Origin of the sequence: Burkholderia catarinensis, assembly GCF_001883705.2 — a bacterium.
Classification (GTDB): domain Bacteria; phylum Pseudomonadota; class Gammaproteobacteria; order Burkholderiales; family Burkholderiaceae; genus Burkholderia; species Burkholderia catarinensis.
The window spans coordinates 17101-38424 of the sequence record NZ_MDEQ02000004.1 but is presented as its reverse complement, the minus strand read 5'-3'; the positions used below and the strand labels follow the sequence as shown (position 1 = coordinate 38424).

At 68.4% G+C, this 21324-nt stretch carries 17 protein-coding genes; 5 read left to right on the top strand and 12 right to left on the bottom strand.

Annotation, left to right across the window (positions count from 1 at the left end; genetic code table 11):
• Window positions 1-195: 195 nt before the first annotated feature.
• Window positions 196-660, top strand: a complete 465-nt coding sequence (locus BFF94_RS07385; protein WP_128841699.1) for a rhodanese-like domain-containing protein — start codon at window positions 196-198, stop codon at window positions 658-660.
• A 127-nt stretch (window positions 661-787) separates the two neighbouring features.
• Here BFF94_RS07385 and BFF94_RS07380 read toward each other — a convergent pair whose 3' ends face one another.
• The 5 genes from BFF94_RS07380 to hrpA all read right to left on the bottom strand — a co-directional run bounded on the left by BFF94_RS07380 (window position 788) and on the right by hrpA (window position 8918).
• Window positions 788-1603, bottom strand: coding sequence for a competence/damage-inducible protein A (locus tag BFF94_RS07380; protein WP_128841700.1), 816 nt, complete (start codon window positions 1601-1603; stop codon window positions 788-790).
• Window positions 1600-2427: an EI24 domain-containing protein gene (locus BFF94_RS07375; RefSeq protein WP_128841701.1), complete on the bottom strand. Its 828-nt coding sequence runs from the start codon at window positions 2425-2427 to the stop codon at window positions 1600-1602. The genes BFF94_RS07380 and BFF94_RS07375 overlap by 4 nt, the downstream gene beginning before the upstream one ends.
• A gap of 111 nt (window positions 2428-2538) precedes the next feature.
• Window positions 2539-3513 carry a sterol desaturase family protein gene (locus BFF94_RS07370; RefSeq protein ID WP_128841702.1) on the bottom strand — a complete coding sequence of 325 codons (975 nt, stop codon included), beginning with the start codon at window positions 3511-3513 and terminating at the stop codon, window positions 2539-2541.
• Between the two features lie 17 nt (window positions 3514-3530).
• Window positions 3531-4520 (bottom strand): YVTN family beta-propeller repeat protein, encoded by a 990-nt coding sequence (locus BFF94_RS07365; protein ID WP_128841703.1) that lies wholly within the window; start codon window positions 4518-4520, stop codon window positions 3531-3533.
• A 180-nt stretch (window positions 4521-4700) separates the two neighbouring features.
• On the bottom strand, window positions 4701-8918 hold the full coding sequence (hrpA, locus tag BFF94_RS07360) for an ATP-dependent RNA helicase HrpA (RefSeq protein WP_219139169.1): 4218 nt from the start codon (window positions 8916-8918) through the stop codon (window positions 4701-4703).
• Window positions 8919-8941: 23 nt separating this feature from the next.
• Between hrpA and argA the strand changes: the two genes are divergently transcribed.
• Together argA and BFF94_RS07350 are read left to right on the top strand one after the other, a co-directional pair.
• Window positions 8942-10321: an amino-acid N-acetyltransferase gene (gene argA / locus BFF94_RS07355; RefSeq protein ID WP_128843858.1), complete on the top strand. Its 1380-nt coding sequence runs from the start codon at window positions 8942-8944 to the stop codon at window positions 10319-10321.
• Window positions 10322-10370: 49 nt separating this feature from the next.
• On the top strand, window positions 10371-10646 hold the full coding sequence (locus tag BFF94_RS07350; RefSeq protein ID WP_006478357.1) for an oxidative damage protection protein: 276 nt from the start codon (window positions 10371-10373) through the stop codon (window positions 10644-10646).
• A gap of 114 nt (window positions 10647-10760) precedes the next feature.
• Here the strand turns inward: BFF94_RS07350 and BFF94_RS07345 are convergent, their stop codons facing one another.
• The 3 genes from BFF94_RS07345 to BFF94_RS07335 form a co-directional block, all read right to left on the bottom strand.
• A complete protein-coding gene (locus tag BFF94_RS07345; protein ID WP_128843857.1) occupies window positions 10761-12173 on the bottom strand; it encodes an MFS transporter in 1413 nt (470 codons plus the stop codon).
• Window positions 12174-12275: 102 nt separating this feature from the next.
• Window positions 12276-13484, bottom strand: coding sequence for a CaiB/BaiF CoA transferase family protein (locus tag BFF94_RS07340; protein WP_219139168.1), 1209 nt, complete (start codon window positions 13482-13484; stop codon window positions 12276-12278).
• Window positions 13481-15235, bottom strand: coding sequence for an acyl-CoA dehydrogenase family protein (locus BFF94_RS07335; RefSeq protein ID WP_128843855.1), 1755 nt, complete (start codon window positions 15233-15235; stop codon window positions 13481-13483). The genes BFF94_RS07340 and BFF94_RS07335 overlap by 4 nt, the downstream gene beginning before the upstream one ends.
• A gap of 173 nt (window positions 15236-15408) precedes the next feature.
• Between BFF94_RS07335 and BFF94_RS07330 the strand changes: the two genes are divergently transcribed.
• Window positions 15409-16311, top strand: a complete 903-nt coding sequence (locus BFF94_RS07330) for a LysR family transcriptional regulator (protein WP_128843854.1) — start codon at window positions 15409-15411, stop codon at window positions 16309-16311.
• Between the two features lie 10 nt (window positions 16312-16321).
• On the opposite strand, the gene BFF94_RS07325 is transcribed toward BFF94_RS07330, so the two are convergent.
• The 4 genes from BFF94_RS07325 to BFF94_RS07310 all read right to left on the bottom strand — a co-directional run bounded on the left by BFF94_RS07325 (window position 16322) and on the right by BFF94_RS07310 (window position 20614).
• Window positions 16322-17740 carry an amino acid permease gene (locus BFF94_RS07325; protein ID WP_128843853.1) on the bottom strand — a complete coding sequence of 473 codons (1419 nt, stop codon included), beginning with the start codon at window positions 17738-17740 and terminating at the stop codon, window positions 16322-16324.
• Between the two features lie 91 nt (window positions 17741-17831).
• Window positions 17832-18902, bottom strand: a complete 1071-nt coding sequence (locus BFF94_RS07320; protein WP_372454155.1) for a porin — start codon at window positions 18900-18902, stop codon at window positions 17832-17834.
• 80 nt (window positions 18903-18982) lie between these two features.
• Entirely contained in the window at window positions 18983-19369 is a 387-nt protein-coding gene (locus tag BFF94_RS07315) for a RidA family protein (protein WP_128841254.1), read from the bottom strand.
• Between the two features lie 30 nt (window positions 19370-19399).
• The gene (locus BFF94_RS07310; protein ID WP_219139167.1) at window positions 19400-20614 is read right to left on the bottom strand and encodes an amino acid aminotransferase; all 1215 of its coding nucleotides are present in this window, start codon (window positions 20612-20614) and stop codon (window positions 19400-19402) included.
• A 191-nt stretch (window positions 20615-20805) separates the two neighbouring features.
• Between BFF94_RS07310 and BFF94_RS07305 the strand changes: the two genes are divergently transcribed.
• Window positions 20806-21288, top strand: a complete 483-nt coding sequence (locus tag BFF94_RS07305) for an Lrp/AsnC family transcriptional regulator (RefSeq protein ID WP_128841255.1) — start codon at window positions 20806-20808, stop codon at window positions 21286-21288.
• The last annotated feature ends 36 nt before the right edge of the window (window positions 21289-21324 follow it).

Here is a 21324-nt window from a genome sequence, read left to right as displayed (position 1 = left end):
CCGGCCACCACCCGAAAGCACCGAGCTGGTGCAATCGTCGCGACACGCATCGCCCGGCGAATCATTCTGGTGCAATCGCTCCATTTTGCACTTTTTTGGTGAACGCGTGCGTGATGCACGCACCGTGCCGCATGCGGCGCCCGTGCCGCGACGCCGCGCTAGAATGTTTGTTTGACCGATAGGAGACTCCCTGCCATGAGTACGCTCGACCAGCTTTACGCGAAGGCCGACGAACGCCGCGCACAAGGCGCGCTCAACTACGCCGGCGCGCTGCTGCCGGTCGAGGCATTCGAACTGCTGCAGCTCGACCCGTCGGCGCGCCTCGTCGACGTGCGCACCCGCGCCGAGCTCGACTGGATCGGCCGCCCGCTCGTCGGCGACGGCCAGTACGTGCACCTCGAATGGACGCGCTACCCGGGCGGCGTGCCGAATGCCGAATTCGTCAACGAACTGAAGGCGGCCCTTCCGGCCGATACGCCCATCCTGTTCCTGTGCCGCAGCGCCGCGCGCTCGAAGCTCGCCGCGGTCGCGTCGTCGCAGGCCGGCTTCACGAAGGCGTTCGACCTGCTCGAAGGCTTCGAGGGCGCCAAGGACGCCGAAGGCCACCGCAAGACGGTCGACGGCTGGTGCTTCCGGAAACTGCCGTGGATCGGTGCCTGACGGCGCGCCGCGGCCGCCGGTTGCGACTGCATCATCGTCGAGCCGGGCGATGACATGCCGATGACGGGCCGCGTTGCGCGGCCCGTGGTTTTTGTGCGGCCGGTTTGCGGGCCGCTCGGGCGCGCACTCAGGTGCGCAGCGTGTCGGGCTCGACGACGTCGCCGCCGAGCAGGTGCACGCCTTCGCGCAGCTTCACGAACGCGACCGCGACCGCCTCCGGCTCGCCCTTCACGCCCAGGTCGATGTGACGGCGCGCGTAGATCCCGCCGCGCTCCGCGTCGCCGACGCTCGGCAGGCTGAACACGCGCACGCCCGGGAAGTCGCGCTCGATGCGCTCCATCAGCGGCGTGAGCGTCGATTCCGGCAGTTCGAACACGTACAGCGAGCGCTCCGCGTGCGGCGTCGCGTGATGCAGATGTGCGTATTTCGTATCGAGCACCCATTCGATCATCGGCCACGCCATCACCGGGAAGCCCGGCACGAAGTGCAGATCGCCGGCCGAGAAGCCGGGAATCCGGTTATAGCCGTTCGGGATGATCGTCGCGCCCACCGGGAACACGCCCATGTTGAAGCGGTGCTGGTTCTCCGGCGAGTCGAAGTCGACCGGCGTGGCAGGATCGGCATGCGTTTCCCGGATCCGCTCCGAAATCAGCACCTTCGCTTCCGGATGCAGTTCGAGCGGCACGCCGAGCGCGGCGGCCGCGCACTGGCGCGTGTGGTCGTCCGGCGTCGCGCCGATCCCGCCCGTCGAGAACACGATGTCGCCCGACGCGATCGCACGCGCGAGCGTCGCCGTGATGCGCGCCGGATCGTCGCCGACGTATTCGGCCCAGTCGAGCGTGAGGCCGCGCGCGCCGAGCAGCTCGATGACCTTCGCCAGATGCTTGTCCTGCCGGCGGCCCGAAAGAATCTCGTCGCCGATGATGATGATGCCGATGCTCATGCCTGCCCCATGTCGATTGCGGTGGCGCGCGACGCCGCGCGCAGGTCCTCCAGCGCGCGCAGGCAATAGTGCCCGAACCACAGCGCCGAGAAGACGAGGATGAAAGCGTAAACCCAGATCATGGCCGCCGCGACGAACGGAAACAGCACCATCATCCAGACCGACGAGACCCACACGAAGGTCGGCACGGTGCCGAGCAGCCCGGTCGCCACGCCGATACCGATCAGCGGCCAGCGGTGCTGACGCACGAGCGCACGGCGCTCGTCGCGGCTCGCGTGCAGCGAGAGCGCGTCGTAGGTCATCACGCGGTACGTGAGCCAGCCCCAGATCACGGGCGGCAGCAGCGCGAAGAACGGCGGGATCAGCCACAGCGGGATCGTGACGACCAGCACGACGACGCCGGCCAGTGCCGCCCACAGCGAATTGAACACGCTGCCGAGGAAGGTGCCGCCCCGCTTCGGCTCGAGCGCCGCGAACTGCCGGTTCGTCAGGTGCTTGATCACGACCGGCATCGAAATCGTCGCGATCAGCAGCAGCACGGTCAGCACGATCAGCGGGATCGCGAGCGACACGACCACGAACGGCGCGACGACCGCGTGCAGTTGCGACATGCCGATCGCGTCGAACGCGCGATACAGCGCGGCCGTCAGCACGAAGCCGTCGAGCGCGCCGCGCGCGAGGTCCAGCAGCGTCTGCCACGAGAACCACAGCACGACGCCCCACAGGACGGCCGAGACGAGAAACGGCATCAGGGTGAGCCAGAGCATGCGCGGGTGCAATGCGCTCGCCAATGCCCGGACGAAGGAACGCAGCAAGTCGTTCATGCCAGCCTGTATGGACGGAGAAAAACGGGGAAAGGATAAACCACGCGGCCCGCATGCGCCAAAGCGCATGCGGGCCGCGTGGGAGAGCCGCTCAACGGGAAAGTGACCGGGTCAGGCCGACGCCGCGCCGCGCTTCGCGGGGAACAGGCGCCGGAAGATCCGCACGAACGCGAGGCCGTGCTGCGCCCAGAAGCCTTCGCCGTAGGACACGCCCTCGATCTGGTCGCGGATGCCGGTCGGCTCGACCGTGCGGTTCCACGACGCGGTGCCGAACATCATGTCCCACCACGGGAACAGCACGCCGAAGTTGCAGCCGTACTTGGTGCCTTCGTGACCGTAGCCGACCGCGTGGTGGCGCCGGTGGAAGATCGGGCTCACGAGCAGGCGCTCGCCGAGCCGGCCGAACGGCAGCCGCGCATTCGTGTGCTGAATGCTCTGCATGAAGTTCGTGAACGCGGTCAGCACCACGAACTGCGACGGCGTCACGCCGATCACGAGCGCAATCGCCGCGAAGAAGCACGACTGGATCACGTCGTCGAGCACGTGGTTGCGGTCATCGCACCACAGCGACATCTGGCGCTGGCTGTGATGCACGGCGTGCAGCTCCCACCAGATGCCGAACTTGTGCTGCCAGCGGTGATACCAGTAGCCGGCGAAATCGAGCACGACGAGATAGATCGCGAACGTGACGATCGGCTGCGAGGTCACGCCCGGCCACAGGTAGTCGAGATTGAAGTTCGCGATGCCGTGCAGCCGCAGCCACGCCTGGAAGTTGTCGAACACCGGCTGCAGCGCGAAGAAGAAGAACATCGAATAGATGCCGAGCTTCGCGATCGCCGTGTAGATCACATCGACCCGCACCGCCTTGCGGTTGGTCCAGCGCTCGACCGGCAGCAGCGCCTCGAGCGGGCGCAGCAGCGCGAACATCAGCACCATCTGCAGCGCGCCGACAATCACCCAGTAAAGCGCGTCGTAGGTGTCCTCGTCATAGCCCATCAGGTTGAACTTGAAGAGGAGCGGCTGCACGACGTCGACGTACAGCCAGGTCTGGATGTCCGACACGAACGCATCGATCAGGTGCAGCATCGTTCCGCCTCCGACCGTTACGCGCCGTTCGCCGCGCGCCACGGCGCGCGGTCGTAGAAGTAGATGCCGTGCGGCGAGCGGCCGACGGAGATCGTCTGCACCAGCTTGCGCGAGCCCAGGTCGATGATCCCGACCTTCTTCGCGAAGCGGAACGTCACCCACAGCGTCTTCTTGTCGGCGGACAGCTCCATGTCGTCGGGGCCCGGCAGCAGGCCGGTGATGTCGCCGACGTTGGTGAGCGTGTTCTCGTCGATGATGCTGATCGTGTTCGCGACCCGGTTCGTCACCGCGACGTGCGTGCCGTCGGCGAGCGAGCGGAAGTTGTGCGCGCCGTTGCCCGTGACGATCTGCTTGACGACCTTCTGGTTGCGCCAGTCGACCACCGCGACGTAATCCGAGCCCGTCATCCCGATGAGCAGGTACTTGTCGTCCGGCGTGAGCCACAGGCCGGCCGGCACCTTGCCGACCTTCATCTTCCACTTGACCGTCTGCGTCGGCAGATCGATCGCCGCGATTTCGCCGGAAACCTGCAGCGACACGAGCAGCGTCTTGCTGTCCTTCGTGAATGCGAGGTGGCTCGGCATCACCGCGAGCGGCACGCGCTTCACGAGGCGCAGGTCGCGGCCGTCGTAGCCGTAGATGTCGACGCGGTCGAGCCGCAGGCCGGCCGCCGCGAACCACTTGCGGTCGGGCGAGAAGCCGAGCTGGTAAGGATCGTCGATCCCTTCGACGGTGCGCTGCAGCTTGCCCGTCTTCGGATCGAGGAACATCAGGCTGTTCGAGACCGAATTTGCGACGATCAGCGACGAATTGTCGGGCGTCGCCATCAGGTGGTGCGGCTCCTTGCCGGTCGGCATCGTGCTGACGACCTCGCGGGTCTGCTGGTCGATCAGGGAAAGCGTCGCTTCGGCCGAATTGAGGACGATCACGTTATTCGCGTGTGCGGCGGGCGCCAGCACGGCGGCGGCCAGCGCGAGCGTGCGGCCGAGGGAAAGGAAAGAGGGCATGAAGACTCACGTCGTGGAACAACCGTCATTGTAAAACGTTCAACCGGCCCCTCCGGTTGACGGCGGCCGGCATTGCGCCACTTCGACACACGCCGCGGCGGCCAGACAGGCCGGCGCGGCAAGCACCGCGCGGCCGGCCGGGGCCGGCCGCCGGTGCGGGCCCGGGAAACCGATGTTGCGCTAGCGCTGCATCGACTCCCAGACCTTGTGCAGACGCTTGACAGAGACCGGCATCGGCGTGCGCAGTTCCTGGGCGAACAGCGAAATCCGCAATTCCTCGAGCAGCCAGCGGAATTCCGCGAGCCGCGGGTCGGCGACGCCGCCGCGCTGCGACACCGCGCGCTGGTACTGCTGCGCGAGCGGCAACAGGTCGCCGGACTGCTTCGCGTCGCGCGCCGGATCGGCCTTCAGCTTGTCGATCCGCAGCGCGATGCCCTTCAGGTAGCGCGGGAAGTGCGCAAGCTGACCGTAAGGCGTGTCGAGCACGAAGCGCTTGCCGACCAGCGCGGCGAGCTGCTGCTGCAGATCCGCGTGCGCCTGCGCGAACGGCTTCGCCTGCGCGAGTTTCTTCACGAGACCCGCGTATTCGGCCAGGATCTGCCCGACGAGCCGCGCGATTTCCTGCGCGAGCAGGTTCAGGCGGCTCCTGCCCTCGTCGCGGCGCGCGTGGAAGCTCGCGTCGTCGTCGGGCAGCGGGTCCTGCAGGCACGCGCGGTCGAGCGCCGTGTCGATCAGCTGGTCGCGCAGCTCGTCCTGCGTGCCGAGCGACATGTACTGCATCGCCATCTCGCGCAGCCCCGGCAGGTTCTTCTCGAGGAACTTGATCGGCTCCTTCAGCTGCAGCGCGAACAGCCGCCGCAATCCGGCCCGGTGGATGCGCGCGGCCTCCTCCGGCGAATCGAACACCTCGACGTCGCAATGCGTGCCGCGGTCGACGAGCGCCGGGTAGCCGTACAGCGTCTGGCCGCGCCGGCGGATCTCCAGCAGCTCGGGCAGCTTGCCGAAATTCCAGGTCGTCAGGTTCTCGTACAGCGCCGTCGCGCCGGCTTCCGCCGGGGCGGCCGTCTGCGGCGCCGCGCCCTTGCCCGCCTTCGCGCCACGGCCGGCGGCACCGGCCGTCGTGGCCGCCGCCGGCGCGTGGCCGGCTGCCTGACCGGCATCGGCATCGCCGCCGGTCGCGATCGTCGACGCCGCCGCGATCTTCTGGAACTGCTGCTGCGCCTGCGCGCCCAGCTCCTGGCGAAGCTGCGCGAGATTGCGCCCCATCGCGAGCTGGCGGCCGTGCTCGTCGATCACCTTGAAGTTCATGAACAGGTGCGCGGGCAGCACTTCGAGCTTGAAGTCGGCCATCTTCATCGCGACCTGCGTCTCGCCGCGCACGTCGGCGATCAGCGCCTCGACGAGCCCGCCCGCGCCGAAGCGCTCGCGCCCCATCCGCTCGACGAAGCCTGCCGCGTACTCGGGCAGCGGCACGCAGTGCCGGCGCAGCTTCTGCGGCAGCGACTTCAGCAGCAGTTGCACCTTTTCCTTCAGCATCCCCGGCACGAGCCACTCGCAACGGCGCGCGTCGACCTGGTTCAGCGCGTAGAGCGGCACCGCGAGCGTCACGCCGTCGCGCGGCGTGCCGGGCTCGAAGTGATACGTGAGCGCCATCTCGACGCCGGCCATCGTCGCGCGCTTCGGGAACAGCTCGGTCGTCACGCCGGCCGCCTCGTGTCGCATCAGGTCGTCGCGCGACAGGTACAGCAGCCGCAGCTTGTCCTCGGTCTGGCCGCCCTTCTTCACCTCGTCGCGATACCAGCGCTCGAACGCGACGCCCGTGTGGATCCCTTCCGGAATCGCCTGGTCGTAGAACGCGTAGATCAGCTCGTCGTCGACCAGCACGTCCTGGCGGCGCGACTTGTGCTCGAGCTGCTCGATGTCGGCGAGCAGCTTGCGGTTGTGCGCGAAGAACGCGAGCTTCGTGTCGAACTCGCCGTCGACCAGCGCGCCGCGGATGAACAGCTCGCGGGCGCGCGCCGGATCCTGCTTGCCGAACGCGACACGCCGGCGGTGGTAGATCGGCAGCCCGTACAGCGTCGCGCGCTCGTACGCGCTGACCTGCGCCGGACGCTTTTCCCAGTGCGGCTCCGACAGCGATTTCTTCAGCAGGTGCGCGCCGACCTTCTCGACCCACTCCGGTTCGATTTTCGCGAGACAGCGCGCGTACAGCCGGCTCGTCTCGACGAGCTCGGCCGCCATCACCCAGCGGCCAGCCTTCTTCGCGAGCGCGGAGCCCGGCCACAGGTAGAACTTGATCCCGCGCGCGCCGAGGTAATGCGGATCGTCGTCGGCCTTCAGGCCGAGGTTGCCGAGCAGGCCGGTCAACAGGGCCAGATGGACCTGCTCGTGGGTCGCCTCGGTTTCGTTGAGCCGCCAGCCGTGCTCGCGCACGACGGTCAGCAGTTGCGAATGGACGTCGCGCCACTCGCGCAGCCGCAGGTGCGACAGGAAGTTCTGCCGGCACGCGTCGACGAGCTGGCGATTCGACTTCTTGTGCGCGACCGCCTCCTCGAACCACGCCCAGATCTTCAGCCACTGCAGGAATTCGGAACGCTCGTCGGCGAACCGGCGATGCGCCTGGTCGGCCTGCTCCTGCGCTTCGATCGGGCGGTCGCGCGGATCCTGCACGGACAGCGCGCTCGCGATGATCAGCACTTCGCGCAGCGACTGCTGGTCGCGCGCGGCGAGAATCATCCGGCCGACGCGCGGGTCGAGCGGCAGCCGCGCGAGTTCGCGGCCGAGCGGCGTCAGCGCGTTGTCATCGTCGACCGCGCCGAGCTCGTTGAGCAACTGGTAGCCGTCCGCGATCGCGCGGCCGGGCGGCGGTTCGAGGAACGGGAACGATTCGATCGCCGTCAGGTGCAGCGACTTCATCCGCAGGATCACCGACGCGAGCGACGAGCGCAGGATTTCCGGATCGGTGAAGCGCGCACGCGCCTGGTAGTCGCTTTCCTCGTACAAGCGGATGCAGACCCCGTCGGCCACGCGGCCGCAGCGGCCCGCGCGCTGGTTCGCGGCAGCCTGCGAGATCGACTCGACCTGGAGCTGCTCGACCTTGTTCCGGTACGAATAACGCTTCACGCGCGCGAGCCCGGTATCGACGACGTAGCGGATGCCCGGCACCGTCAGCGACGTTTCGGCCACGTTGGTCGCGAGCACGATCCGGCGCGCGTTCGACGCCTTGAACACCTTGTCCTGGTCGGCCGCCGAGAGCCGCGCGAACAACGGCAGGATCTCGGTGTGCGGCGGATGGTGCTTGCGCAGCGCCTCGGCCGCTTCGCGGATCTCGCGCTCGCCGGGCAGGAACACGAGCACGTCGCCGGAGCCTTCGCGGCACAGCTCGTCGACCGCGTCGACGATCGCATCCATCAGGTCGCGCTCGGCTTCGCGCGCGGTCTTCACGCGATCGCGGCCCGCCGTGCCTTCGGCATTTTTCACGGCCGGGCGATCCTCGGCCACCGGCCGGTAGCGCATCTCGACCGGATACAGCCGCCCGCTCACTTCGATCACGGGCGCGGGGCGCTCGTCGGTGCCGAAATGGCGCGCGAAGCGATCGGCGTCGATCGTCGCGGACGTGACGATCAGCTTCAGGTCCGGCCGCCGGGGCAGGATTTCCTTCAGGTAGCCGAGCAGGAAGTCGATGTTCAGGCTGCGCTCGTGCGCCTCGTCGATGATCAGCGTGTCGTACGCCTTCAGCAGCGGGTCGGTCTGCGTCTCGGCGAGCAGGATGCCGTCCGTCATCAGCTTCACGGACGCGCCCGGCGCGAGATTGTCGGTAAAGCGCACCTTGTAGCCGACCACCTCGCCGAACGGGGTGCCGAGTTCCTCGGCGATCCGGCGGCCGGTCGACGATGCGGCGAGGCGGCGCGGCTGCGTATGGCCGATCAGGCCCGTGCCGCCGGCGCCGAGGCCGCGACCGAGATCGAGACAGATCTTCGGCAACTGCGTGGTCTTGCCCGAGCCGGTTTCGCCGCAGACGATGACAACCTGATGACCGGCGATCGCGCGCGCGATTTCGTCGCGCTTGCCCGACACGGGCAGGCTTTCGGGGTACGTGATCGGCGGGACGGGATTCGGCGTGGCCAGCTTCCTGGGCGCGACGGCGGCGCGCGGCGCACGCTCGCGGCGCGGGGTGCTCGCATCCGTTGCATGGGGCGCGTCCGTCGCGGCCGGCTGGCGCGCATCGCCGCGCCGTTCGTCGCCGCGCGGCCCGCGCGACGGCTGGCCCGCCTGCTTTTCCTGCTGCTGGCGCGGCGGCTGGCCCTGCTGCTGGCGCGCATCGGCCGCACCATCCGGGTGCCGGGCCGACGGCGCTTTGGCCCGCGTCGGCGCGGGACTTTTAGGTACATTCGACATGGGGGCGCATTATAATCCCGCCCATGAATTCCCAAACCGACCTCCCCTCCGCCCAGACCGGTGCCGCGACGCCGCCGGCCGCCGACGATTCGGCCGCCAGCCACGCGCAGTTCGTCGACTGGATGCGCTCCGTCGCGCCCTATATCCACAAGTTCCGCAACAGCACGTTCGTCGTGGGGTTCGGCGGCGAGGTGGTGCAGCAGGGGCTGCTGAACGCGCTCGTGTCCGACATCGCGCTGCTGCAGGCGATGGGCATCCAGATCGTGCTCGTGCACGGCTCGCGCCCGCAGGTCGAGGAGCAGTTGAGCCTGCATGGTGTCGAATCCGAGTTTTCGCACGGCCTGCGCATCACCGATGCGCGTGCGCTCGAATCCGCGAAGGAAGCGGCCGGCGAAGTGCGCCTCGACATCGAAGCCGCGATCAGCCAGGGGCTGCCGAACTCGCCGATGGCGCACGCGCACATCAGCGTCGTGTCGGGCAACTTCGTGACCGCGCGGCCGGTGGGGATTCTCGACGGGGTCGATTTCGCGCATACGGGCATCGTGCGCAAGATCGACGCCGAATCGATCCGCCATTCGCTCGCGAGCCGCAAGCTCGTGCTGCTGTCGCCGCTCGGTTTCTCGCCGACCGGCGAGGCGTTCAACCTGTCGATGGAAGACGTCGCGTCGGCCGCCGCGATCGCGCTGCGCGCCGACAAGATCGTGTTCCTGACCGATGGCCCGGGCATCGTCGACGACGAAGGCGAGCTGATCCGCGAAATGTCGCTCGACTCGGCCGCCGACCTGCTCGACTCCGGTGACCTGCAAGGCGACGACGCATTCTTCCTGAAGCATGCGATCCGCGCTTGCCGTGGCGGCGTGACCCGTGCGCACCTGATTCCGCAATCGCTCGACGGCAGCATGCTGCTCGAACTGTTCCTGCACGACGGCGTCGGCACGATGATCTCGTACGAGAACCTCGAGAGCCTGCGCGAAGCGACGCCGGACGACGTCGGCGGCATCCTGTCGCTGATCGAGCCGCTCGAGTCGGACGGCACACTGGTGCGGCGCGACCGCCACCAGATCGAGCGCGACATCGACCACTTCTCGGTGATCGAGCACGATGGCGTGCTGTTCGGCTGCGCGGCGCTCTATCCGTATCCGCTGGAGAAGATCGGCGAGATGGCGTGCCTGACGGTCGCGCCGGAAGCGCAGGGCTCGGGCGACGGCGAACGCCTGCTCAAGCGCATCGAGCAGCGCGCGCGCGCGCGCGGCCTCACGCACATCTTCGTGCTCACGACGCGCACCGAGCACTGGTTCCTGAAGCGCGGCTTCGTCAAGGTCAGCGTCGACGACCTGCCGGAAGACCGCCGCAAACTCTATAACTGGCAGCGCAAGTCGCTCGTGCTGATGAAGCAGCTCTGAGCGCAGGCACGACTGCCCTCCCCCAGACCGATTACAGGAGAAGTACACGATGGCTCGAATGATTCAATGCGCAAAGCTCGGCAAGGAAGCCGAAGGCCTCGATTTCCCGCCGCTGCCGGGCGAACTCGGCAAGCGCATTTACGAGAGCGTCTCGAAGGAAGCGTGGCAAGGCTGGCTCAAGCAGCAGACGATGCTGATCAACGAAAACCGCCTGAACATGGCCGACCCGCGCGCGCGCCAGTACCTGATGAAGCAGACCGAGAAGTACTTCTTCGGCGACGGCGCGGACCAGGCGTCCGGCTACGTGCCGCCGACGGAAGGCTGATGACGTGACGCGCGCAGCAGGCAGCCTGCCGGCCGCGTGATCCGAAAAAACGGCACCGCGTATCGCACGCGGTGCCGTTTTTCTTTGGGGCTCGGGGCGCGCGATCGGTGCGACTCAACCCGCCGGTTTCAGCGCGCCGCCATCGCCCGGCTGCGCCTTCCCGCCGGCAGCGCTTTCCGCACTTGCGCCTTCGGCGCCCCATTCGGCCGCGTCGCTGCGCTCGGCCGTCGACAGTTCGTCCGCGCGGTACCCGGTGCGATTCAGCAGCACCAGCATGCAGACGAGCGACACGAACGCGTAAAGCCCCGACGCGACCGCGACGCCGACGATGCTGCCCGTCGCGTTGAGGATCGCCTGCGCAAGCACGGGCGTGCCGCCGCCGACGACGAGCGCGCTCAGTTGATACGCGAGCGACAGGCCCGTATAGCGGATGTTCGCCGGAAACACGCGCGCGAGTATGCCGCCGACCGCGCCGTAGAACATCGCCGACGGAATCGTCGAGATGCACATCCCCGCGACGGCCACCCAGTACGAACGCGTCGCGAGCGCATGGAACATCACGGGCATCAGCACGATTTCCGGAATCAGGATCCAGCACATCGCGCGACGCATGTCGACCTTCGACACGAGCCACGCGCCGACCGGCTGCATCAGGAACTGCACGACGAGCGAGATCGACAGGATGCCGAGGAACGTGCCCTGCGCGTAGCCGAGCTCCTTCGTCGCCCACGACAGCGCGAACGTGCTGCGGAAGTACGTGACGTTGATCACCGGCAGCGTGCCGGCCGCAAGCAGCACGACCACCCAGTGATCGCGCACGACGTCGCGCAGCGGCAGCTTCACCGTGCGCTTGCGCGCGAGCACGCGCTGCATGTCGGCCGACTCCTCGAGCTTCAGCCGGATCACCATGCCGATGATCACGAGCACGGCCGACAGCAGGAACGGAATGCGCCAGCCCCACATCAGGAACGACGGCGTCGGCAGCGCGCTCAGCGCGAAGAACGCGGCCGTCGCGAGCAGGTTGCCGGTGGGCGAGCCCTGCTGCGCGAACGCCGCATACAGGATGCTGCGGTGCTTCGGCGCGTTCTCGCTCGCGATCAGCACCGCGCCGCCCCACTCGCCGCCGACCGCGATGCCCTGCAGCACGCGCAGCACGACGAGACCGGCCGGCGCCCATACGCCGATCTGCGCATAGCCGGGCAACAGGCCGATGCCGGTCGTGGCAAGCCCCATCATCACCAGCGTGATCACGAGTGCGGTCTTGCGGCCGACGCGATCGCCGAGATGCCCGAATATGATCCCGCCGAGCGGCCGCGCGGCGAAGCCGGCCCAGAACGTGACGAACGCGAGCAGCGTCGCGACGCCGGGATCCATCGTGCTGGAAAAGAACACCTTGCCGAACACGAGCGCCGCGGCCGTGCCGTAGATGTAAAAGTCGTACCACTCGATCGTGGTGCCGACGAACGCCGCGAAAGCGGCGCGGCCGGGCCGCGGCGGCGCGGCGGGCGGGGATTGCGGATGGCTCATCGATGTCTCCATGTCTGTGATCGGGGGCGCGACTGGCGCGCGCCTTTCCCGGGTGGCCGGCATGGCGCCGCCGGCCGGCGGCGTCGTATCCGTCGGGGGCGCCTAGCCGGGTGCCGGTCCGGGTGCCGTTTTCAGCACGCCGGCGTCGAGCAGTTGCTGCTGAAGCGCGCGATCGACGCCGAGCCGGTCGAGCACCGCGCGCGTGTCGCGGCCGAGCGCGGGCGGCGGCGAACGGTAGGTGGCCGGCGTACGCGACAGCTTCACCGGCGATGCGGTGCCGCGATACGCGCCGATCTCGACGAACAGGTTCCGGTGCAGCGCATGCGGATCGTGCGCGACGTCGGCCACCGTCCGCACCGGCCCGCACGGCACGCCGGCCGCCATCAGGTCGCGCGCGAGCGGCTCGCATGCGTGCGCGGCGAGCCGTGCCTCCAGTTCGGCCTTCAGCTCGGGCCGGTGCGCGCAGCGGCTGCGGTTGTCGACGAAGCGCGGATCGCCCGCGAGCGCCGGCGCACCGAGATGCGCGACGAGCCGTGCGAACTGCCGGTCGTTGCCGACCGCGAGGAAGATCGGCACGGTCGCCGTGCGGTAGCTGTCGTACGGCGCGATGTTCGGATGCGCGTTGCCGCTGCGCTCCGGCACACGCGCCGAGCCGAAGAAGTTCGGCAGGTGCGGATGCAGCAACGACACGCCGCAGTCGTACAAAGCGATGTCGATCGACTGCCCGAGCCCGCTCTTCTCGCGCTCCGCGAGCGCCAGCAGGATGCCGGCAAGCGCGTTGAGCCCCGTGACCATGTCGACGATCGGCAAACCGATGCGCGTCGCATCGCCGTCGCGCTCGCCGTTGACGCTCATCAAGCCCGCCATCGCCTGGATCACCGCGTCGTAGCCGGGCAGCCCGCCGAGCGGGCCGTCCTCGCCGAAGCCCGTCACCGCGCAGTGGATCAGGCGCGGAAAGCGCGGCTGCAGGTCGCGCGCATAGTCCATCCCCCAGCGAGCCAGCGTGCCGGGCTTGAAGTTCTCGACGAGCACGTCGGCCTCGTCCAGCAGGCGCCACAGGATCGCGCGCCCTTCGTCGCGCGACAGGTCGAGCGCGAGCCCTTCCTTGTTGCGGTTGACGCCCATGAAGTACCAGGCCGTATCGCCGAGGAACGGCGGCCCCCAGCCGCGCGTCTCGTCGCCGTCCGGCGGCTCGATCTTGATCACCGTCGCGCCGTGATCGGCGAGCGCCTGCGTGCAGTACGGGCCGCCGAGCACTCGGCTCAGGTCGACGACCTTCAGGCCGTCCAGTGCACCACGCGTCGCGTTCATCGTTCGACCTCCGGCAGCAGGTCGAGCGCCGTGTCGAGCGCGATCGGCGTGCCGCGCAGCAGCGCATCGAACGCGACCGATTCGTCGTCGCGCGACGCCGGCGCGAGCGGATCGACCGACAGCAGCTTGTGACGCACGATCAGGTGCGCGAGCGCAAGACGCCGGTAGTCGGGCGCGAGCCGCACGCCTTCGCACGCCATCAGCACCGCCGCGCTCGCGTAGTACAGCGCCGACGCGGCCTGTCGCACGCATGCGTCGTCGCCCTCCGCCGCGACCCGTGCGAGTGCATCGCACGCGCGCGCGAGAATGCGCCGCAGCGCGGTGCGGCTCGCGTCGGGTAGCGGTGCGGTACCGAGCCGGTCGCCGAGGAACGTGCGCAGCGCGTCGAGCGCATGCTCGCGCTGCACGGCCCGCGCGACGTCGAGCGCGACGATGTTGCTCGTGCCTTCCCAGATCGAGCCGAGATGCGCATCGCGCAAGACACGCGCGTCGCTCCATTCCTCGATGTAGCCGGTGCCGCCGCGCACCTCCATCGCATCGCCCGTCACGCGGCGCGCATCGCGGCACGCGCGGAACTTGATCAGCGGCGTCAGGATCCGCACGCAGCGCGCGGCCTGCTCGTCGCCCGCATCGGCCTGCGGCAGCAGCAGCGCGATCTGCATGAACATCGCGCGCGCGGCCTCGGCCGGCAGCAGCATCTTCATCAGCTGGCGCTGCATCAGCGGCATCTCGATCAGCTTGCGGCCGAAGGCCTCGCGATGCGCGGCGACGTGCAGCGCTTCGTTCAGCGCGCGCCGCATCAGCCCCGCCGCGCGCACGCCGTTCGACAGCCGCGACATGTTGATCATGTCGGCCATCTGGTGGAAGCCGCGGCCGATCTCGCCGATCAAATAGGCCTGCGCGCCTTCGAGCGCGATCTCGCCGCTCGCCATCGACCGGCTGCCGAGCTTGTCCTTCAATCGCACGATCCGGTAGCGGTTGCGCGTGCCGTCCGGCAACGTCTTCGGCAGCAGGAACAGCGCGAGGCCCTTGATGCCTTCCGGCGCCCCGTCGGGCCGCGCGAGCACCATGGCCAGGTCGGCGTCCGCATTCGAGCAGAACCATTTGTCGCCGGTCAGGCGCCAGACGGTCTCGCCGTGCGCGTCGGTCTCCCGCGCGGCGCGCGTCGCGATGCGGCCGACGTCGGAGCCGGCCGCCTGCTCGGTCATGAACATCGCGCCCTGGTACAGCGTGTCGAAATCGCGCGACGCGAGCATCGGCAGGTAATGCGCGACGAGCGCCGGATCGCCGAAGCGGCGCAGCGTGCGCGTCAGCGAATCGGTCATGCTGACCGGGCAGCACAGCCCGAATTCCGCCTGCACGAACAGGAACGTCAGCGCGTACTTGACGAGCGGCGGGACGGATTCCGGCCCGTGGCTCAGCGATGCGAGCCCCAGCTCCGAATAGGCGACGCGTTCGAGCGCGACATACGCGGGATCCTTGTCGATGTGCTGCACGGCCTCGCCGCGCCGGTTGCGGTGTTCGAGCACGGGTGGGTGCTTGTCCGCGCGCGATGCCCATTCGTCCAGCTCGCCGGACACGCGTGCGCCGAGCGCGCGAAGCCGCGGCTCGAGTTCGGCATAGTGCCGTTCGCCGAGATGCAGCTTCAGCAACGCGCCGAGATCGGGATCGGCCGTGAAGAAATCGATGCCCCGGCTGTCGGGGATGTTGTTGGATGCGCCGGCGTCCGGCGTGCGAGCGGTGTCGTTCATGCGTGCGTCTCCGTAGTTCCCCGGCGGCCGGCCGGCGCCCGCGTCGCGGCGGCGCGGCCGGCCTCTGCCAAGCGTTCAGCAGAGCGTAGGCGCGCGATCGATAAGCGTCCAATACAGGATTTATCCGGTACGATAGATATCGCTTATCGATGCCGACGCCGCGAGGAGACACCATGGAACTGAGGCAGTTGCGCTACTTCGTGGCGGTCGCCGAGGAGCTGCATTTCGGGCGCGCGGCGAAGCGCCTGTTCATCTCGCAGCCGGCGCTGAGCTTCGACATCCGCAAGTTCGAGGAAGCGCTCGGCGTGCAGCTGTTCTCGCGCACCAACAAGGCGGTCGCGCTGACCAACGCGGGTGCGGTGCTGCTCGGCGAAGCGCGCCGGCTGCTGCTGCAGGCGGCCGAGGCCGAGCGTCTCACGGTGCGCTCGGCGTCCGGTCTCGCGGGCCGGCTGCGGATCGGCTTCGTCCATTCGATGCTGTATCGCGGGCTGCCCGATGCGGTGCGGCGCTTCGAGGCCGACTACCCGGGCGTCGAGGTCGTGCTGAGCGAGATGAACACGCAGGCGCAGGTGCAGGCGATCCAGCGCGGCCAGATCGATCTCGGCTACGCGCACTGGGGCCACTGCCCGCCCGAGGTCGAGTCGGCGCCCGTCTACGCGGAACCGTTCGTGTGCTGCCTGCCGGCCGCGCATCCGCTCGCGCGGCGCCGGCAGGTCGCGCTCGCCGCGCTGGCCGCGGAACCGTTCATCCTGTTTCCGCGCGAAGCGGCGCCGCACTATCACGACCTGATCATCGCGCAGTGCGTGAACGCGGGATTCAGCCCGCTGATCCGCCACGAGGCGCGTCTGTGGCAGACGATCCTGTCGATGATCGAATTCGGGATGGGCATCGCGCTGGTGCCGCGCGTGCTGCAGCAGGTGAAAAGCGACCGGCTCGCGTTCCGGCCGCTGAAGGATGCGTCGCTCCAGTCGCGCACGCTCGAGCTGAAGCGCAGCGGCACCGCCGAACCGGTCGCGCTGCGCTTCGCCGACTACGTGCGCGCGTCGATCGACGCGCTGCCCGCGCTCGCGGGCTGAACGGGCGCCGCTACTTCGCTTCCGGCTGCAGCACCGGCCGCGCGCGCCGGTACCACACCGCGTACACGACGGACAGCGCGATCAGGAACGGGATGCCGAAGATCAGCGTCATGTGGAACTCGGCCGTGAAGTAAGTCGTCACCATCACCGCGAGCATCAGCGCCGCGCCGAGCAGCGTCAGCAGCGGAAAGCCGCGCATCCGGAACGCGGGCGCCGGCAGGCCGAGCGCCGCGCGGCGACGCCGGAAGCAGTAGTGCGTGACGAAGATCATCATCCACGTAAACAACGCGCCGAACATCGACACCGCCATCATGATCGTGAACGACGCGTCCGGGTACAGCACGCTCAGGACCGTCGCGAGCGCGATGCCGACGGTCGACAACATCAGCGCGTCGAACGGCACGCCGCGCGCGTTCACTTCGCCGAGCGCCTTCGGCGCATGGCCCGCGCGCGACAGGCTGAACATCATCCGCGTCGTGATGTAGAGCTGGCTGTTCATCGCCGACAGCGCGGCGATCAGCACGACGAAGTTGATCAGCCCGGCCGCGCCCGGCACGCGAATCGCCTCCATCACCTTCACGAACGGGCTCTCGTCGCGCCCCGCCGCCGTCCACGGAACGATCGCGAGCATCAGCGCGAGCGTGACGAGGTAGAACAGCACGAGCCGCACGATCGTCGAGCGGAACGCGCGCGTCACCGCGTGCTCGGGATCTTCCGCCTCGCCCGCCGCGACCGCGATCATCTCGATGCTCAGGTAGCTGAAGATCGACACGATCACGGCGACCCACATTCCCCACATGCCCTTCGGAAAGAAGCCGCCGTGATCGATGTAATGGTGGAAGCCCGCGCGTGCCGAGCCGCCGCCGACCAATCCCGGATCGCCGAACACGACATACGCGCCGAGCACGATGAAGCCGACGATCGCCGCGATCTTCACGATCGAGAAGCCGTATTCGACCGCGCCGAACACGTCGACGCTGCGCGCGTTGACGAACACGAGCAGCGCCGAGAAGCCGACGATCCACAGCCAGCCCGGCACGCCCGGGAACCAGTACTTCATGTACAGCGCGATCGCGGTGACCTCGGTGCCGACCGCGAGCACGATGCACGCCCAGTACGCATAGCGCACGAGGAACCCGGCCCACGGGCTCACGTAATGTTCGGCGTACGCGCCGAACGACCCGGAGGTCGGGTGCGCGACCGTCATCTCGGCGAGACAGCCCATCAGCAACAGCGAGATGAATGCCCCGATCGCGTAGCTGACGAGCACGCTCGGGCCCGCGAAGCCGATCGCGAACCCGCTGCCGAGAAACAGGCCCGTGCCGATCGCGCCGCCGATCGCGATCATCGCCATCTGCCGTGCGGAAAGCGTGCGGCGCAGACCGTGCTCGCGCGCCGCGATATGCTGGAATTGCCCTTCTGATTGCATCGAATGACCTCGTTCGAAAAGCGATTGTCCGGCCGAAACCTCGACGGCGCGCGGGCCGGCGCCGGACTGCGCCGGCCCGCGCGCCGCGTGCTCAGAACAGGTGGCGCAAGCCGGCCGCGATGCCCGTCTGGTTGCCGCGTCCGGGCATTTCGGTGAACGCGCCGCCGGTCACCCTGTTGTAGTCGACCGTCGCATAGACCTGGGTTGCTTTCGACAGAGCGTACTCAGCCTCGATCACGCCCGTATAGCGCTTTCCGCCGTTGCCTGCCGTCCCGTTGACGTTGCGGATGTCGTCGTAGTACGCGACGCCCGTCACCGTCACCGCGGGCGTGACCTTCACGCTCGCGCCGGTGTAGAAGATCGCGTCGCGGCGCGGGTTGTCCGCGAACGACCCGTAGGCCACGTCGCGGCCCGGCGCATTCAGCAGTTGCCGGTCGAGCAAGCCCGTGCGGTCGATGCCGCCGAGATAGCCCGCGTACAGCGTCGCCGCGCCGAACGCGTAGCTTGCGCCCGCGCCCCACGCCTGCTGCGCGCGGCTGTTCAGGTCGCGCACCTGCTGGTACGTCGCGCCGACCATCAGCCCGCCGAGCGTGTACGACACGTGCGTGCCCCAGTACGCATTCGCGCCGAGGCTGCCCGCGACGCCGCCGAAGCCGTAGCTCGCGCCGACGTTCAGCCCGCCGAACGTGCCGTCGTAGCTGACGACGTTGCTCGCGCGGCCCTGCGTGAGGAAGTACGGCCACATGTTGGCCGTGTAGTTGCCGACCGTTAGCGGATCGAGATCGCCGAACAGGTTGAACGCCTCGGTCGCCTGCCGGCCGAGCTTCACGGTGCCCCAGTCGCTGGCGAGGCCGACATACGCGTAGCGGCCGAACAATGCGCCGTCGAGCTGCCCGTTCTGCGGCTCGAAGCCGCTCTCGAGCCGGAAGATCGCCTTCAGCCCGCCGCCGAGCGCTTCGCTGCCCTTCAGGCCCCAGCGGCTGTTGGTGATCGCGCCGTTGGCCATCTGCACGCTCGCGTCGTTCGACGCGTCCGCATGCGTCGTGTAGCGGATGCTCTGGTCGACGATGCCGTACAGCGTCACGCTGCCCTGCGCCATCGCGCCGCTCGCGGCGAGCAGGCCCGCCATCGTTGGCAGTGCCAATCGACTGATGCTTCTCATGTTCATCTCCATCCTTGTCTCGCTTCCTGATGTTTGTTGTTGATCGTGGGTACTGCAATCCGCGCGAAGCGGCATGCCTGCTAGTCGCGCGCTGCCGGCAGAGCGACATACGCGACGAGTTCGACGCGCATGTCCGGATGCGCGAAGCCCTGCACGCCGACGCACGTGCGGTTCGGGTACGGCTCGCGGAAGTGACGCCGGTATTCGGCATCGAATTCCGGCATCGCCTTCACGTCGGACAGGTAGACGAGCACCTGTGCGACGTCGTCCATCGTCGCGCCGGCCGCCGCGACGGCCTTCGCGAGATTGCCGAGCGTGATGCGTGCCTGCTCGGCCATCGTGTCGCCGGCGATCGCGCCGGACGCATCGACCGGCCCGTGGCCGGTAAACATCAGCCCGCCCGCGCGGGTCGCCCACGAGAACGGCTGCGCGAGCTGCGGCAAGTCGACCGGAATCGTGTCTGCCATCGTGTCCTCCTTCGGGTCGAGACGGAAAGTTCAGGCGGCCTGGCGCGATGTGCCGCCGAGCACGTCCGCGATCGCGTTCGCGACGTGGTCGACGTTCGCGTCGTTCAGGCCGGCGATGCACATGCGGCCCGAACGCAGCAGGTAGACGCCGTGCGACGCGCGCAGCCGCTCCACGTCGGCCGCGGCGATGCCTGTGTAGCTGAACATCCCGCGCTGCGTGACGAGCGCATCGAATGCCGGTCCGGGCAGGCGCGCGTCGAGCCGTTCCTTCAGCGCGACGCGCATGCGCTTGATGCGCGCACGCACCTGCGCGACCTCGTCTTCCCAGCGCGCGCGCAATGCGGCGTCGTTCAGCACCGTCGACACGAGCTGCGCGCCGAACAACGGCGGGCTCGAATAGGTGCGGCGTACGCCGGCCTGCAACTGGCTCAGCACCGTCGTCGCTTCGCCCGCGCTCGCGCATACGATCGACAGGCCACCTGCGCGCTCGCCGTACAGCGAGAAGTTCTTCGAGAACGAGTTGCCGACGATCGCCGGCAAGCCCGCTTCGACGATCGCGCGCACGGCCCAGGCATCGTCGTCGAGACCGTCGCCGAAGCCCTGATACGCCATGTCGAGGAACGGGATCAGCCCGCGGCGCGCGAGCACCTCGATCACCGCGCGCCACGCGTCGCGGCCGAGATCGAGGCCCGTCGGGTTGTGGCAGCACGGCTGCAGCAGCACGACGCTGCGCGCGGGCAATGCGTCGAGTGCCGCGAGCATCGCGTCGACGCGCAGGCCGTTGCGCGCTTCGTCGTAGTACGGATACGTGTGCACGTCGAGGCCGGCCGCCGAGAAGATCACGCGATGGTTGTCCCACGTCGGATCGCTGATCCAGATCGCGCTGTCGGGGAAATAGCGCTTCACGAACTCGGCGCCGAGCCGCAGCGCGCCCGAGCCGCCGAGCGTCTGCAGCGTCGCGATGCGCCCCTGCGCGAGCGCCGCGCAGTCGGCACCGAACACGAGACGCTGCACGCCCTGCCGGTACGCGGCGAGCCCTTCCATCGGCAGATACGTGTGCGGCGCACCGGCTTCGTGCAGGCGCTCGGCCGCGAGGCGCGTGCTGTCGAGCACCGGGATGCGGCCCGCATCGTCGTAGTAGAGGCCGATGCTGAGGTTGACCTTGCGCGGATGCGTGTCCTGCTGGAACGCCTGGAACAGCGACAGGATCGGGTCGCCCGGATAGGCGGGAATATGTTCGTACATGGCGGAATGACGGTAGGAGTGGAAGGCGGCGGCGCGACTGGCGGCAGGGCGTCGCGTCAGGCCGTGCGATCGAGGCATGGGGCGCATGTTATCGAGGACGAAATAGAATGAGCTTCATATTTCGATGACGAATCGCCTGGATTGAAGTAGAGTCTGCGACTCCAATCTCAAAATTCACGGGATTCTGCGAAATGACCCTGGATCGAACCGACATGCGGATCCTCCGCCACCTCGAGCGGGACGGACGCATCAGCAATCAGGACCTCGCGAACGCGGTGGCGCTGTCGCCGTCGGCGTGCCTGCGGCGCGTGAAGCTGCTGGAAGAACGCGGCGCCATTGCGGGGTACCACTGCACGATCGAGCCGAAGAAGGTCGGCGTCGCGTTCGAGGCGCTTGTGCACGTGTCGATACGGCCGGACGTGCCCGAGTGGCACGACCGGTTCGTGGAGGCGATCCAGCAGTGGCCGGAAGTCATCGCCGCGCAGATCGTGACGGGCGGATCGAACTACGTGCTGACGGTGCGGGCGCGCGACCTCGACCACTACTCCGACTTCGTGATCAACCATCTGCACCGCGCAACCGGCGTGATGTCGATCAACTCGAGCATCGTGCTCGCGACGCTCAAGCGCGACGGCTCGATCCTCGATCTCGTCGAGCCGTCGACGGCCGGCTGACCGGCTGACTTCTTGCGCGGGTCTGGAAAATATTTG

Excerpts from the sequence above, each read along its gene's own strand:
- BFF94_RS07385 (WP_128841699.1), top strand. The coding sequence starts at position 196 with ATGAGTACGCTCGACCAGCTTTACGCGAAGGCCGACGAACGCCGCGCA.
- BFF94_RS07380 (WP_128841700.1), bottom strand. The coding sequence starts at position 1,603 with ATGAGCATCGGCATCATCATCATCGGCGACGAGATTCTTTCGGGCCGC.
- BFF94_RS07375 (WP_128841701.1), bottom strand. The coding sequence starts at position 2,427 with ATGAACGACTTGCTGCGTTCCTTCGTCCGGGCATTGGCGAGCGCATTG.
- BFF94_RS07370 (WP_128841702.1), bottom strand. The coding sequence starts at position 3,513 with ATGCTGCACCTGATCGATGCGTTCGTGTCGGACATCCAGACCTGGCTG.
- BFF94_RS07365 (WP_128841703.1), bottom strand. The coding sequence starts at position 4,520 with ATGCCCTCTTTCCTTTCCCTCGGCCGCACGCTCGCGCTGGCCGCCGCC.
- hrpA (WP_219139169.1), bottom strand. The coding sequence starts at position 8,918 with ATGTCGAATGTACCTAAAAGTCCCGCGCCGACGCGGGCCAAAGCGCCG.
- argA (WP_128843858.1), top strand. The coding sequence starts at position 8,942 with ATGAATTCCCAAACCGACCTCCCCTCCGCCCAGACCGGTGCCGCGACG.
- BFF94_RS07350 (WP_006478357.1), top strand. The coding sequence starts at position 10,371 with ATGGCTCGAATGATTCAATGCGCAAAGCTCGGCAAGGAAGCCGAAGGC.
- BFF94_RS07345 (WP_128843857.1), bottom strand. The coding sequence starts at position 12,173 with ATGAGCCATCCGCAATCCCCGCCCGCCGCGCCGCCGCGGCCCGGCCGC.
- BFF94_RS07340 (WP_219139168.1), bottom strand. The coding sequence starts at position 13,484 with ATGAACGCGACGCGTGGTGCACTGGACGGCCTGAAGGTCGTCGACCTG.
- BFF94_RS07335 (WP_128843855.1), bottom strand. The coding sequence starts at position 15,235 with ATGAACGACACCGCTCGCACGCCGGACGCCGGCGCATCCAACAACATC.
- BFF94_RS07330 (WP_128843854.1), top strand. The coding sequence starts at position 15,409 with ATGGAACTGAGGCAGTTGCGCTACTTCGTGGCGGTCGCCGAGGAGCTG.
- BFF94_RS07325 (WP_128843853.1), bottom strand. The coding sequence starts at position 17,740 with ATGCAATCAGAAGGGCAATTCCAGCATATCGCGGCGCGCGAGCACGGT.
- BFF94_RS07320 (WP_372454155.1), bottom strand. The coding sequence starts at position 18,902 with ATGAGAAGCATCAGTCGATTGGCACTGCCAACGATGGCGGGCCTGCTC.
- BFF94_RS07315 (WP_128841254.1), bottom strand. The coding sequence starts at position 19,369 with ATGGCAGACACGATTCCGGTCGACTTGCCGCAGCTCGCGCAGCCGTTC.
- BFF94_RS07310 (WP_219139167.1), bottom strand. The coding sequence starts at position 20,614 with ATGTACGAACATATTCCCGCCTATCCGGGCGACCCGATCCTGTCGCTG.
- BFF94_RS07305 (WP_128841255.1), top strand. The coding sequence starts at position 20,806 with ATGACCCTGGATCGAACCGACATGCGGATCCTCCGCCACCTCGAGCGG.